This window comes from Pseudonocardia sp. HH130630-07, assembly GCF_001698125.1.
In the GTDB taxonomy this organism is placed as follows: Bacteria; Actinomycetota; Actinomycetes; order Mycobacteriales; family Pseudonocardiaceae; genus Pseudonocardia.
Map to the genome: position 1 here is coordinate 5,964,505 of NZ_CP013854.1, position 13,128 is coordinate 5,977,632.

Annotated in this window: 12 protein-coding genes; 2 read left to right on the plus strand and 10 right to left on the minus strand. The window is 76.2% G+C overall.

Annotated elements, in window-relative coordinates; all coding sequences use genetic code 11:
• The first annotated feature begins 36 nt into the window (after positions 1 to 36).
• Positions 37 to 861: a DUF2786 domain-containing protein gene (locus AFB00_RS28125; protein ID WP_083275886.1), complete on the plus strand. Its 825-nt coding sequence runs from the start codon at positions 37 to 39 to the stop codon at positions 859 to 861.
• Here the strand turns inward: AFB00_RS28125 and AFB00_RS28130 are convergent.
• From AFB00_RS28130 to metK, 10 genes are all read right to left on the minus strand, one after another.
• Positions 848 to 1,372: a PH domain-containing protein gene (locus tag AFB00_RS28130; protein ID WP_083275887.1), complete on the minus strand. Its 525-nt coding sequence runs from the start codon at positions 1,370 to 1,372 to the stop codon at positions 848 to 850. The two genes, AFB00_RS28125 and AFB00_RS28130, sit on opposite strands and share 14 nt — an antisense overlap.
• Positions 1,369 to 1,854, minus strand: a complete 486-nt coding sequence (ribH, locus tag AFB00_RS28135; RefSeq protein WP_068799685.1) for a 6,7-dimethyl-8-ribityllumazine synthase — start codon at positions 1,852 to 1,854, stop codon at positions 1,369 to 1,371. Before ribH ends, AFB00_RS28130 begins: the two co-directional genes overlap by 4 nt.
• A 103-nt stretch (positions 1,855 to 1,957) precedes the next feature.
• Positions 1,958 to 3,226 (minus strand): bifunctional 3,4-dihydroxy-2-butanone-4-phosphate synthase/GTP cyclohydrolase II, encoded by a 1,269-nt coding sequence (locus tag AFB00_RS28140; RefSeq protein WP_068800759.1) that lies wholly within the window; start codon positions 3,224 to 3,226, stop codon positions 1,958 to 1,960.
• Between the two features lie 41 nt (positions 3,227 to 3,267).
• Positions 3,268 to 3,912, minus strand: a complete 645-nt coding sequence (locus AFB00_RS28145) for a riboflavin synthase (RefSeq protein WP_068799686.1) — start codon at positions 3,910 to 3,912, stop codon at positions 3,268 to 3,270.
• A 298-nt stretch (positions 3,913 to 4,210) separates the two neighbouring features.
• Positions 4,211 to 4,897, minus strand: coding sequence for a ribulose-phosphate 3-epimerase (gene rpe / locus AFB00_RS28150; protein WP_068799687.1), 687 nt, complete (start codon positions 4,895 to 4,897; stop codon positions 4,211 to 4,213).
• A 98-nt stretch (positions 4,898 to 4,995) separates the two neighbouring features.
• Entirely contained in the window at positions 4,996 to 6,339 is a 1,344-nt protein-coding gene (locus tag AFB00_RS28155; RefSeq protein ID WP_068800760.1) for an RsmB/NOP family class I SAM-dependent RNA methyltransferase, read from the minus strand.
• 796 nt (positions 6,340 to 7,135) lie between these two features.
• On the minus strand, positions 7,136 to 8,068 hold the full coding sequence (locus AFB00_RS28160; protein ID WP_068799688.1) for a methionyl-tRNA formyltransferase: 933 nt from the start codon (positions 8,066 to 8,068) through the stop codon (positions 7,136 to 7,138).
• Positions 8,065 to 8,613, minus strand: coding sequence for a peptide deformylase (def, locus tag AFB00_RS28165; protein ID WP_068799689.1), 549 nt, complete (start codon positions 8,611 to 8,613; stop codon positions 8,065 to 8,067). The genes AFB00_RS28160 and def overlap by 4 nt, the downstream gene beginning before the upstream one ends.
• A 106-nt stretch (positions 8,614 to 8,719) precedes the next feature.
• Positions 8,720 to 10,813 carry a primosomal protein N' gene (locus AFB00_RS28170; RefSeq protein ID WP_083275889.1) on the minus strand — a complete coding sequence of 698 codons (2,094 nt, stop codon included), beginning with the start codon at positions 10,811 to 10,813 and terminating at the stop codon, positions 8,720 to 8,722.
• A 108-nt stretch (positions 10,814 to 10,921) separates the two neighbouring features.
• Positions 10,922 to 12,124, minus strand: coding sequence for a methionine adenosyltransferase (metK, locus tag AFB00_RS28175; RefSeq protein WP_231974115.1), 1,203 nt, complete (start codon positions 12,122 to 12,124; stop codon positions 10,922 to 10,924).
• Between the two features lie 463 nt (positions 12,125 to 12,587).
• Here metK and AFB00_RS28180 point away from each other — a divergent pair, with 463 nt between their 5' ends.
• Positions 12,588 to 13,088, plus strand: a complete 501-nt coding sequence (locus AFB00_RS28180) for an SH3 domain-containing protein (protein WP_156819756.1) — start codon at positions 12,588 to 12,590, stop codon at positions 13,086 to 13,088.
• Positions 13,089 to 13,128: the final 40 nt, after the last annotated feature.

Sequence of the window (13,128 nt, forward strand, 5' to 3'; positions counted from 1 at the left end):
GGTCGAACACGAGTTCGACACCGGACGGGGAGAGCGATGAGCACCGCACACCGCACACCGCAGGACGTCGCGTCCGGGACCGCGCCCGGTGTGCCTCCGGTACCGGAGGCCCGGCTCGACACCATCCGGAAGCTGCTGGCCAAGGCCGAGCGGGCGGGCACCCCGGACGAGGCCGAGATCTACACCGACAAGGCGGTGCAGATGATGGCCCGGCACGGGGTCGACGAGGCGGTGCTCGCCGCGACCGGCGGCGACCGGCGCGCCGACCCGATCGGCCGGGTGCGGATCCCGGTCGACGACCCGTACAGCGGCGCGAAGGCCAGGCTGCTCGGGTGGACGGCGGCCGCGCTGCGGTGCCGCTGGGTGATGCACGACCACCGCAACGGGCGGGTCGGGGCCGTCACCCTGTTCGGCCACCGTTCGGACACCGAACGGGCCGAGCTGCTCTACACCTCGCTGCTCCTGCAGATCTCGGCCCAGGTCGCCGGGGTACGGCCGCCGCACCCCGGCGAGTCGGTCGCGGCCTTCCGCCGGTCCTGGATCTTCGGGTTCGCCTCCCGGATCCACCAGCGGCTGACCGAGGCCGAGCAGGCCGCGGTCGCCGAGGCCGAGCAGGCCGCGGTCGCCGAGGCCGGTGACCGGCGGGGCGGCGCGGCCGGGCCCTCGGTGGAACTCGTCCTGGCCGACCGCGGCGACCGGGTGGACCGGGCCTACGCCGAGGAGTTCGGCGCCCTGCCCCGGGCCCGCCGCCCGCAGGTGTCGGGCTCCGGGCACCGGCACGGCGCCGCGGCCGCCGACCGGGCCGACCTGGGCGGGCCCGCGGTGACCGGGCGGGCCCCGGCCCGGATCACCCCGCGGTGACGGCGGAGTGGTGCAGCTCCCGCAGCGTGCGCACGCCGCGCACGGCGAGCCCCCGGTCCACGGCCTGGACCGCGAGCACCGGGTGGTACTCGTCGTCGGGCAGTTCCAGGCGGGCCGACGCCGCGCCGTCCGGGAACGAGACGCCCTCGACCTCGGCCCAGGTGAACCAGCGGGTCGTCAGCACGTTGCGGACCTCGACTCCGTGCCGGTCGGCGCGGGCCCGCGGCCGGGCCATCAGCAACAGCCCACCGGCCACGAAGGCACCGATCACCATCATGGCCACCTGGTCGGCGGGCCGGAAGATCACGCCGGTGTCCTCGCCCGGCATGAGGTAGGCGACGATCGCGAAGAACACCATGACGGCCGCCGCGGACACCCACGCGGTGATCAGCAGGGCCCGCGGACGCAGGGTCACGGCGTCCGGACCGGGGCCCTCGGCCGCCGGTGTGTGCTGCGGGTGCTCGGTCACGGTGCGTTCTCCCTGCCCGGCCCGGTCCGGGCCCTCGCTCATGTGCGTGCCCCGGCGCGGAGATCCCGGAGCACCAGCGCCGACTCGAGGGCGGCGAGGCACGCCTCGGCCCCCTTGTCCTCCGCGGCCCCGGGACCGCCGGAGCGGTCCACCGCCTGCTGGACGGTGTCGGTGGTCAGCACGCCGTTGCCGACCGGGGTCGCCTCGTCGAGCGCCACCCGGGTGAGACCGGCGGTGACGGCGTCGCACACGTACTCGAAGTGCGGCGTCCCGCCGCGCACCACCACGCCCAGCGCCACGACCGCGTCGTGGGTGCGGGCCAGTTCCTGGGCCACCACGGGCAGCTCGACGGTACCCGGCACCCGGACGACGACGGGCTCCACGCCGGCGTCGCGCGCGGTGCCGACCGCCCGCTCCAGCAGCGCGTCCACGATCTCGGCGTGCCAGCGGGCGGCGACCACGCCGAGCCGCAGGCCGCTCGCGTCCAGCTGCGTGGCCCCGGCGGGCCGCCCCTCACCGCTCATGCCCACGATTCTCGCCCGTGCGGGCGGGCACCGGAGCACCGGGGTGCCCGCCGGCCCGGCGGGCCGACCGGCGCGCGCCGACGGGACGGCGGACCCGGGCGGCTCAGCGGCCCGGGTCCGCCACGCCGCCGAGGTCGGGCAGGTCGTGCCCCATCCGGTCCCGCTTGGTCCGCAGGTAGCGCAGGTTCTGCGGGGTCGGGCGGACCGGCATCGGCTCCCGGCCGACGACGCGCAGGCCGTACCCCTCGAGCCCGGCGCGCTTGTCCGGGTTGTTGGTGAGCAGCCGCATCGAGCGCACACCCAGGTCGGCGAGGATCTGCGCGCCGATGCCGTAGTCGCGGGCGTCCGCGGGCAGGCCCATGGCGAGGTTCGCGTCGACCGTGTCGGCGCCGGCCTCCTGCAGCTGGTAGGCCTGCAGCTTGTGCAGCAGGCCGATCCCCCGGCCCTCGTGCCCGCGCATGTAGAGCACGACGCCGCGGCCCTCCCGGGCGACGGCCTCCAGCGCCGCGTCGAGCTGCGGGCCGCAGTCGCAGCGCAGCGAGCCGAGCACGTCGCCGGTCAGGCACTCCGAGTGCACCCGGACCAGGACGTCCTCGCCGTCGTCGGCCGGGGTGCCGACCTCGCCCATCACCATGGCGATGTGCTCGACGCCGTCGAGCAGCGAGTCGTAGCCGTAGGCGAGGAAGTCGCCGTGCCCGGTCGGGATCCGCGCGGTGGCGACCCGCTCGACGTGCTTCTCGAACCGGCGGCGGTAGGCGATCAGGTCCGCGATGGTGATCAGCGTGAGGTCGTGGTCGGCGGCGAACACACCCAGCTCGTCGCCGCGGGCCATGTCGCCCTCGACCTTCTCGGACACGATCTCGCAGAGCGCGCCCGCCGGCGGGAGGCCGGCCATCCGCGCCAGGTCGACCGCGGCCTCGGTGTGGCCCGGCCGGCGCAGCACGCCGCCCTCGCGGGCCTGCAGCGGCAGCACGTGCCCCGGGCGCACGAGATCGGCGGCCTCGGTGGCCGGGTCGGCCAGCAGCCGGATCGTGCGCGCCCGGTCCTGGGCCGAGATCCCGGTGGTCACCCCCTCCTTCGCGTCCACGGTGATCGTGTACGCGGTGCGGAAGGAGTCCCGGTTGGTGTGGTGCATCGGCGGGAGGTCGAGCCGGGTGCACGCCTCCTCGGTGATCGCGACACAGATGTAGCCCGAGGTGTAGCGGACGGTGAACGCCAGCAGCTCCGGGGTCGCGGCGGTGGCGGCGAAGATGAGGTCGCCCTCGTTCTCGCGGTCCTCGTCGTCCATCACGACGACCGGCCGGCCCTCGGCGATGTCGGCGATCGCCTTCTCGATCCGGGCGAACCGCTCCGCACGCTCCGACGGGCTCATGGCGGTGTGCGGCCGCCCGGCCTGGATCTCCGTCGACTCGCTCACCGCGCGACCCCTTCCTGTCCTGCGTCCGATCCCGCCGAGGCTCCCCGCAGGTACCCCGCGGTCATCCGTTCCACGTACTTGGCGATCACGTCGACCTCCAGGTTGACCGGGTCACCGGGAGTCCGCGCGCCCAGGGTGGTGTCGGCGAGCGTGGTCGGGATGAGCGCCACACCGAACCCGTCCGGGTACTCCGCGGCGACGGTCAGCGACACCCCGTCGACGGCGATCGAACCCTTCTCCACGACGTACCGGGCCAGCTCCGCGGGCAACGAGAAGCGGACCTCGTCGCTGCGCTCGCCCGGGGTGCGCGAGACGACGCTCCCCACCCCGTCGACGTGGCCCTGCACGATGTGGCCGTCGAGCCGGCCACCGGCGCGCACCGCGCGCTCCAGGTTGACCCCGGATCCGGGGCCGACCGCTCCGAGCGAGGTGCGCTTCAGGGTCTCCGGGACGAGCTCGAGGGTGAGGGTCGCAGCGCCGGGGCCGTCCACGACGGCGGTCAGGCAACACCCGTTCACGGCCACCGACTCCCCGTGCCCGACGTCGGCGGCGAGCGCCGCCCGTACCGTCAGCACGACGACGTCGCCGTCGGTCCGGAGGTCGACGACCTCGCCGACCTCCTCCACGATGCCGGTGAACATCGGTGTTCCCTCCTGCTCCTCCGATCGGCGCCGACGCCGACCGTGGGTCGATCTCCACGTCCGGCCGAGCGGTCCTCGTCCCCTGCAACCGCACGGTGTCCGAGATCGTTCCCACGCCGGGTGCCGTCCACCGTTCCCGGTGGCCGGGCAGGGTGCCGGGCCGTCGGTGCGGACGCTACCCCTGCCGGGAGCGATCGCGGTCCTCCTGCGGCACAGGTCATGACCCGGACCGCCTGCTGTGCGCGGAGTCACACGGAGGCACCCGCCGCTCCGGCGCCGCGGCGCCGCCCGGTCGTGCTCAGCCGGCCCAGCGGTGCGGGCTCGCCCGGCGCACGCTGTCGCGCAGCGCCGCGACCGCGCGCCCCGGGTCCTCGGCGTTGTAGACGGCGGACCCCGCGACGAAGCAGTCGACGCCGGCCTCGGCGGCCTGCTCGATGGTGTCGGCGTTGATGCCGCCGTCGATCTCGACGATCAGCCGCAGGTGACCGGTGTCGACGAGCCGGCGGGCCGTCCGGACCTTGTCCAGCACCTCGGGCATGAAGCTCTGCCCGCCGAAGCCCGGCTCGACGCTCATCACCAGCAGCGTGTCGTAGTGCCCGAGCAGCTCCACGTACGGGTCGAGCGGGGTGTTCGGCTTGATCGACAGCCCAGCGAGCGCGCCGGCGGCGCGCAGGTCCTTCGCCAGCTTCACCGGGTCGTCCGCGGCCTCGACGTGCACGGTGACGTTGCGGGCGCCGGCCTCGGCGTAACCGGGGGCCCAGCGGTCCGGGTCGGAGATCATGAGGTGGCAGTCGAGCGGGATCTCGGTGGCGGCCCGCAGGCTCTGCACGACCGGGAGCCCGAGGGTCAGGTTCGGCACGAAGTGCGCGTCCATCACGTCGACGTGCAGCCAGTCCGCACCGGTCGTGCCGTCACGCGGGCCGACGGCCGCGGCCTCGTCGGCCAGCCGCGCGAAGTCGGCCGAGAGGATGCTGGGCGCGATCATGGGGTGCACGCGGAGCAGGCTACTTCGGCGCGGTCCGGGCACGGACACCCGTGGGCGAGGGCGCCGTCACACCCGTCCGGGGTGCGACGGCGCCGGGCTCACCCGAGCGGCTTGCGCAGCAACGTCAGGTACATGGCGTCGGTGCCGTGCCGGTGCGGCCACAGCTGCACGGCGGGGCCGTCGCCCAGGCCGGGCATCTCCGCGGGGAGGCCGGACCGCGCGTCGAGCTGCTCGACCGGGCCGGCCGGGCCGGGCCGGTCCGCCCGGCCCACGATCCGCCCGACCACCCCGGCGGTCTCGGACAGGTGCGGTGAGCAGGTGACGTAGGCGACCACACCGCCCGGCCGGACGTGCCGCAGCGCCGCGACCAGCAGCTCGCGCTGCAGCCGGGCGAGGGCCGCGGTGTCCTCCGGGCGCCGGCGCCACCGGGCCTCGGGCCGGCGCCGCAGCGCACCGAGCCCGGTGCACGGGGCGTCGACCAGCACCCGGTCGAAGACGCCGTCGGGCAGCGGGGCCTCGCGGCCGTCGGCGACGTGCACGGTCACCGGGAGCTCGTCGGTGACGGACCGGACCAGCCCGGCCCGGTGCTCGCTGGACTCCACCGCGTCCAGGGTGCCGCCGAGCGCGGCGACCAGCCCCCCGAGCAGCGACGACTTCCCGCCCGGCCCGGCACACAGGTCCAGCCAGCGCCCGGTGTCCTCCCCGTGCAGCTCGGCCCGGGCCAGGGCGGCCGCCACGAGCTGGCTGCCCTCGTCCTGGACCAGCGCCAGGCCCTCGGCGACGGCGTCGAGCTCGCCGATGTCGCCGCTGCCCGGTTCCAGGTGCACCCCGTAGGGCGACCACGGCGCCTGCTCTCCCCCGGTGGCCAGCGCGAGCTCCTCGGCGGAGATCTCGCCGGGGCGGGCGAGCAGGTGCACCCGGGGCCGGGCGTCGTCGGCGGCCAGTGCGGCGGTCAGCTCCTCGCCGGTGTCGCCGAGCGCGTCGGCGAACGCCTGGGCGATCCACCGGGGGTGGGCGTGGCGCAGCGCGGCCGCGCCCACCGGGTCCTCGGCGGCGTCCGGGGCGAGCCGGTCGAGCCACTCGCCCTCGTCGTGCTCGCCGATCCGGCGCAGCACGGCGTTGACGAAGCCGGCCGACTGCGAACCGTGGTCGCCGCGCACGAGCTCGACGCAGGTCGAGACGGCGGCGTGCGCCGGGACCCTGGTCCGCAGCAGCTGGTAGGCGCCCAGCCGCAGCGCGTCGAGCAGCGGGTGCTCGATCTTCGACAGCGGCCGGTCGGTGCACGCGTCGATGATCGTGTCGAGCAGTCCCTGGGCGCGCAGGGTGCCGTAGCCCAGCTCGGTGGCCAGGGCGGCGTCACGGTCCCGGAGCCGGTACCGGCGCAGGATGCCCGGCAGCGCGAGGTTCGCGTAGGCGTCCCGCTCGCGGACCGCGGTCAGCAGCTCGTAGGCGGCCTGACGGGCCGGGTCGTCGCCCGGCGGCCGGCCGGGCCCGACCCGACCGCGCGGCGGGCCGGAGTTGCGCGGGCCCGCCGAGCGCTCGCGACGGCCGCCGTCGCGGCGCTCGGAGTCGTGCCGGTCCTGCTCGCGGCGCGGGCCGCGCCCGGTGTCGCGGTCCCGGGACGGGCGGGTGTCGCCGCGGGGTCCCGTGGAGCCCGGGCGGCGAGCGACGTCGCCACCGGAGCGCGAGTGGCTGGGCCGGCGGTCGTGCCCGGCGCCCCGGTCGCCCCCGTCACCACGCCCGCCCCGGGAGTCACGGTCGTCGCGCCGGGCCCGGTCGCCACCGGGCCCACCACGCCCACCGCCGTACCTGCCGCGACCGGTGCCGGAACCACCGCGATCGTCCCGGTGCCCGCCGCGGGCCCGGTCACCACCGTCGCCACCGAAGCCACCGCGATCGCCGCGGTAACCCCCACGGTCGCCACCCGGCCCGCCGCGGTCGTCGCGATCCGGGCCCCGGCCGGAGCCGGAACGGTCCCGGCCACCACCCCAGCCCGAACCGGTCCGCTCCGCTCCGCGGCCGCCGCCGTCGCGTGGACGCCCCCGGTCCGCACCGGGGCCGCGGCGGTCGCCGTCGCGCGGGGCGCGGCGCTGGTCGCGGCGGTCACCGTCGTCCGGACGGGATCCGGGGTCCTGCTCGCTCACGTCGTTCTCCTCGGCGGTCGTCCGCCGCGGCCGGGGGCCCGGCCGTCCTCGTACCTCGTCGTCGCAGTTCTCGTGGCCGGATCACCGGCCCGCATCACGTCAGGTGCTCGCCGGCGTCGATCCGGGCCCCGCGGGCCCAGTCCGCGGCCGGCATCTGCCGCTTGCCCTTCGCGGTGACCGCACCCAGCTCGACCGGGACGGTCGCCGTGCCGGCCAGCACCCGGCGGCGCTCCACCCGCAGCTCGCCGGGGGCCAGCTCGATCTCGCCGGTGCGCAGCGGGCGGACCGGGCCGAGGCCGAGGCGGTCCCCGCGGAACTCGCACCACGCACCCGGCTCGGGTGTCACCGACCGCACGAGCCGGTCGATCGCGGCCGCCGGCGACGCGGGATCGACCCGGGCGCCGGCCGGGGTGACCTTGGGCGCGTGGGACACCCCGTCGGCGGGCTGGGGCACCGCGTCGACGGTGCCGTCGGCGATCCCGTCCAGCGTCGCGGTCAGCAGCGTGGCCCCCGATTCGGCCAGCCGCGCGAGCACCTCTCCCGCGGTGTCCGTCGCGCCGACCGGCTCGGTCACGACGCCGTAGGTCGGCCCGGTGTCCATGCCCTCCTCGAGCCGGAACGTGGTCGCGCCGGTGATGTCGTCGCCGTGCCGGATCGCCGCCTGCACCGGGGCCGCACCGCGCCACGCCGGCAGCAGCGAGAAGTGCAGGTTGACCCAGCCGTGGCGGGGGACGTCCAGCACCGGGCGGGGCAGCAGTGCCCCGTAGGCGACCACGGGCGCGCAGTCCAGCTCGAGCCCGCGCAGGGTCTCCACGAACTCCGCGCCGGTCGGCCGCGCCGGGGTAAGTACCGGGACGCCCGCCTCGTCGGCGAGCGCGCCCACCGGTGAGCGGGTGAGCCGGCGCCCGCGGCCGGACGGGGCGTCCGGCCGGGTCAGTACGGCGACGACCTCGTGCCGCGACGACGCGAGCAGCGCCCGCAGCGCGGGTACGGCCGGCTCCGGCGTACCGGCGAAGAGCAGTCTCATCGGGCCTTGCCGAACATGGCGTGCGGGCTGACCTTGACGACCGGCTCCGGCTCGCCGAACCAGGCCGCCTGGCGGATCTCGCGCATCGCCTGCTTGCGGGTCTCGGCGTCGAGCCGGTCGACGAACAGGACACCGTCGAGGTGGTCGGTCTCGTGCTGGATGGCCCGTGCCAACAGCGCGGTGCCCTCGATGACCTGCGGCTCGCCGTACATGTTCCACCCACGGGCGACGACGTTCGCCCGCCGGCGGCAGTCCCAGCCCAGACCCGGGATGGACAGGCAGCCCTCCCGCCCGATCTGCTCCTCCTCGCCCACCGGCTCCCACACCGGGTTCACCAGGTGACCGGAGACGCCGTCGCAGTCGAACACGAACACCCGCCGGCCCACCCCGATCTGGGGCGCGGCCAGCCCGGCACCGCCCTCGTCGTGCATGGTGTCGGTGAGGTCGGCGACCAGCGTGCGCAGCTCCGCGTCGAAGTCGGTGACCTCGGTGGCGCGGGTGCGGAGCGCGGGATCGCCGAACAACCGGACGGGCTGGATGGGCACGGGGCTCCTCGGGGCTGGGGGTCCGGGCTGGCCGGGTAGGGCGCGCACGACGGCGGGCGGCGGGTCGACGCGCCATTGTGCCACTGCCGTCCGCGGCGTCCGGCCCTCACTCGATCTCGTCCGGATCCAGCCGTACCCGCACCGTCTCGGGTGCCTTGCGCGCCGTCCGGGACGCCTGGGCGTCGTGCAGCGCCGTCGCGAGCCGGCGGCCCTGCGCCCGGGGCACCCGCAGCAGCGCGCGCTCCCGGATCTCCGCACGCCCGGATCCGGACGGGTGCTCCGGCGGATCGATCTCCACCGGCCCGAGGAGCTCCACCCCGGGCGGCGGATCGTGGCCGGGGTCGAGGACGGCGTCGCAGATCTCGGCGACCGCCGCCGGCGGCCCCTCGACGGCGGCCATCCGTACCGCGGGCGGGAAACCGACACCGGCTCGCTCGGCGAGCTCGGCCTCGGCGTGCCAGACCGGGTCCCACCGGACGAGCGCCTGGACGGTCGGGATGGCCGACTCGGCGACGACCACGACCCGGCCGCCGTCCTCGTGCGGCAGGACGCCCGCCGCGGCCGCGAACCAGCGGCGCAGCGTCTCCTCCGCGACCCGCAGGTCCGGGCGGGCGAGCATGGCCCAGCCGTCGAGCAGCAGTGCCGCGCCGTAGCCGCCGTCGGCCACCGGCTCCGCACCCGGCGTGGCGACGACCAGCGCGGGCCCGGCCGGGACCTCGTCGAGCACGGCGGTGCCGCCCCCGGAGCTGCGCACCGGCACACCGGGGAACGCCCGGCCGAGCTCCTCGGCCGTCCGGCCGGCCCCGATCACCCCGGCGCGCAGCCGCCGCGAGCCGCAGTGCCCGCAGCGGAAGGCCGGCTCGGCCCGCCCGCACCACCGGCAGGCCGGCAGCCCCGCCGCGCCCCCGTCCGCGCCGGACCCGGACGCCGCCCGCGGCAGCCCGAGCGGCCCGGCGCAGTGCCGGCAGCGCGCCGACTCCCGGCAGGACGTGCAGGCCAGGAACGGCAGGTAGCCCGAGCGCGGGACCTGCACCAGCACCGGGCGCCCGGCGGCGATCGCCGCACGCGCCGCCTCGAACGCCACACCGGGCACCCGCGCGGCCCGCGCCACCGGGTCCCTGGCGAGCTGGGTGTCGGACTCCCCGATCGCCGTGATCCGCGGGGCCGCGGCCCGCACGGTGGCCCGGTCCGCGACCACCGACCCGGCCCAGCCGGACTCGACCAGCAGCTGCGCCTCCGCGGTGCGTGCGAAGCCGCCCACGAGCAGGGCGGCCCCCTCGCGGTGCGCGCGCAGCATCAGCACGTCCCGGACCTGCGGCCCCGGTGTGCGCGGCTCGGCGTGCGAGTCGTCCCCGTCGTCCCACACCGCGAGCAGGCCCAGCTCACCCAGCGGCGCGAACGCGGCGGACCGGGTGCCGACGACCACCCGTACGGCCCCGCGGCGCACCGCCAGCCACCGCCGGTACCGCTCGGCCGGGCCGAGATCAGCGGTGAGGGCGACGACCGTGTCGGCGCCCAGCAGCGCGGCGCAGGCCGCGTGCACACGGTCGACGTCGCGCTGGTCGGGCACCACCAGCAACGCCGAACGGCCGGCGAGCCGGGTCGCTGCGGCCGCCTCCGCCAGGCGGACCGGCCAGTCCTCCCCCGGCAGCGCCTGCCACACCGCGTGCGCGGCTCGCCCGCCGGTCAGGGCGTCGAGCAACGGACCGCCCCGCGGGTAGCGCGCCCAGCCGGCCCGGTCCGGCGGCTCCGGCGCGGGCTGCACCCGCTCGCGCGGGGTCTCCGACTCGACGCGGGCGTGCCGGCCGGGGATCGCCAGGCGCATCACGTCGGCCAGCACCCCGGCGTAGCGGTCGGCGACCGCCCTGGCCAGACCGGCCACCTCCGGGGTCAGTACCGGCTCGGTCGACACCACCTTCTCGACCCAGGCGAGCCGCCCGCCGTGCGCGGAGTCCTCGGCCCGCTCCAGCAGGTAGCCGTCGAGCATCCGGCCGGCGAAGCGGACCCGGATGCGGACCCCGGGGACCGCGGCCTCGTCGAGGTGCGACGGCACCCGGTAGTCGAACGTGCGGTCCAGGTGCGGCAGCGGGACGTCCACGACCACCCGCGCGACCGGTCGCGCCGGTGCCGGGGTCCACTCACCGCGGTTGCGCGCGGGACGCCGAGGGCGGGCGGCTCGGGGCGTCGCGGGAGTGCTCACGGCCAGGGTCTACCAGACGGCACCGACCGGCCCCCGACACACCCGTGGCCGGGACCGCGGGCAGCGGTCCCGGCCACGGGTGCGGTGTTCAGGCGCCGGCGGCGGTGTTCAGGCGCCGACGACGGACTTCAGTGCGTCGGCCCGGGAGGTGTCCTCCCACGGCAGGTCGACGTCGGTCCGGCCGAAGTGGCCGTAGGCCGCGGTCGGGGTGTAGATCGGACGCAGCAGCTTCAGGTCGCGGATGATCGCGGCCGGGCGGAGGTCGAACACCTCCTCGATCGCGGCCTGGATCTTCGCCGGGTCGACGTTCTCGGTGCCGAAGGTCTCGACGAACAGCCCGACCGGGGCGGCCTTGCCGATCGCGTAGGCGACCTGGACCTCGATCCGGCCGGCCAGCCCGGCGGCCACGGCGTTCTTCGCGACCCAGCGCATCGCGTAGGCGGCGGACCGGTCGACCTTCGACGGGTCCTTGCCCGAGAACGCGCCACCACCGTGGCGCGCCATCCCGCCGTAGGTGTCGACGATGATCTTCCGGCCGGTGAGCCCGGCGTCGCCCATCGGGCCGCCCAGCACGAACCGCCCGGTCGGGTTGACGAGCAGCTTCGGCTGCGCCGGGTCCCAGCCGAGCGCCTCGACCTCGGGGGTGACGACGTGCTTGAGGATGTCCGGGGTCAGCATGCCGTCGAGGTCGACGTCGGCGGCGTGCTGCGAGGACAGGACGACGGTGTCGAGACGGACCGGCTTGTCCCCCTCGTAGTCGATGGTGACCTGGGTCTTGCCGTCCGCACGCAGGTAGGGCAGCGTGCCGTTCTTGCGGACCTCGGTCAGCCGCCGGGACAGCCGGTGCGCGAGCGCGATCGGCAGCGGCATCAGCTCGGGGGTGTCCTCGCAGGCGTACCCGAACATCAGGCCCTGGTCACCGGCACCCTGCCTGGCGATCTCGTCCTCGGCGGACTCGACGCGCTTCTCGTAGGCGGTGTCCACGCCCTGTGCGATGTCCGGGGACTGCGCACCGATCGCGATGTTGACGCCGCAGGACGCGCCGTCGAACCCCTTCGCGGACGAGTCGTAGCCGATCTCGAGGATGCGGTCCCGGACGAGTTGCGGGATCTCGACGTAGGCGTTGGTCGTGACCTCGCCGGCGACGTGCACCTGACCGGTGGTCACCATGGTCTCCACCGCGACCCGGCTGCTCGGGTCCTGCGCGAGCATCGCGTCGAGGATCGTGTCGCTGATCGCGTCACAGATCTTGTCGGGGTGGCCCTCGGTGACCGACTCGCTGGTGAACAGCCTGCGGCTCGTGTTCGACACGCGCTGTATCTCCATCCGTTGGGTACTGCTCCACTCCGGCGCGGCGCGGTCGCCGCGCTCGCTCGGGCGCAACCACGATGACGGGCGCCCCTCGGAAGGCAACCCTAGTCGAGATCCGCCATCCGTACGGACCGTCGGAGGACGGAACTCACATGCGGAGCGTGGCCGGACGGACGGGATGCGTTGCGCCACACCGCGGGACCGGAGCCACGGGCCGGGCGGTCCGGTGCCCGGCGATCCGCGGACGGGGCCGGGCACGACGACACGGAGAGTGACGATCACGGCGGGACGGACGCGGAACGTCGCCGGATGGAGTGATTGACCCTCCCCGTCACGAATCCTTCGGACCGCGACTCGTTGGTCGGGGCGACGCACCTTCCGCACCGGAGGGTGCGACACACCGGACGAGACCAGGACACGACGGCGGTTCCCCGGCCGCCGTCAGCACGGAGGTAGACCCACCATGAAGCCGAACTCGCGACGCATCGCCGCCGTTGCCGGTGCCCTTGCGGTGGCCGGCGTGACCGGGATCGGCGTGGTCGCCGGCACCGCGACGGCCGCCGGCAGCGGCACCTGCACCTCGAGCGTCAACGTGCGCTCCGAGCCCTCCGAGACGGCGCCGATCGTCGGCGTCTGCGAGCGGGGCGAGACGACGTCGGTCGGCGAGGCCGAGGACGGCTTCGTCGAGCTGCCCGAGTACGGCGGCTGGGCCGTCGCCGACTACGTCTCGACCTCGGGCGCCACGGCCCCGAACACCCGATCGTCGGAGGACGTCACGAGCCCGCGCGGCACGGACGGCATGAGCAGCGCCGAGCGCTCGGCGTCGCCGACCACCGGCAGCATGCCCCGCTCCTCGACCGGCTCCACCGAGCGCAGCAGCTCGCCGGAGTCCTCGGCCGACCCGTCGGCCACCCCGGAGCGCAGCAGCAGCCCGTCGATCTTCTCCGAGGACGACGAGGACTGAGCCACCCGTCGCGGCCCGGGCCCGTTGCGGCCCGGGCCCC

What these genes read in the sequence shown, in the direction of transcription:
- rpe (WP_068799687.1), bottom strand. Translation starts at nt 4,897, where the DNA reads ATGATCGCGCCCAGCATCCTCTCGGCCGACTTCGCGCGGCTGGCCGAC.
- AFB00_RS28145 (WP_068799686.1), bottom strand. Translation starts at nt 3,912, where the DNA reads ATGTTCACCGGCATCGTGGAGGAGGTCGGCGAGGTCGTCGACCTCCGG.
- AFB00_RS28130 (WP_083275887.1), bottom strand. Translation starts at nt 1,372, where the DNA reads ATGAGCGAGGGCCCGGACCGGGCCGGGCAGGGAGAACGCACCGTGACC.
- AFB00_RS28160 (WP_068799688.1), bottom strand. Translation starts at nt 8,068, where the DNA reads ATGAGACTGCTCTTCGCCGGTACGCCGGAGCCGGCCGTACCCGCGCTG.
- ribH (WP_068799685.1), bottom strand. Translation starts at nt 1,854, where the DNA reads ATGAGCGGTGAGGGGCGGCCCGCCGGGGCCACGCAGCTGGACGCGAGC.
- AFB00_RS28140 (WP_068800759.1), bottom strand. Translation starts at nt 3,226, where the DNA reads ATGAGCCCGTCGGAGCGTGCGGAGCGGTTCGCCCGGATCGAGAAGGCG.
- AFB00_RS28180 (WP_156819756.1), top strand. Translation starts at nt 12,588, where the DNA reads ATGAAGCCGAACTCGCGACGCATCGCCGCCGTTGCCGGTGCCCTTGCG.
- AFB00_RS28125 (WP_083275886.1), top strand. Translation starts at nt 37, where the DNA reads ATGAGCACCGCACACCGCACACCGCAGGACGTCGCGTCCGGGACCGCG.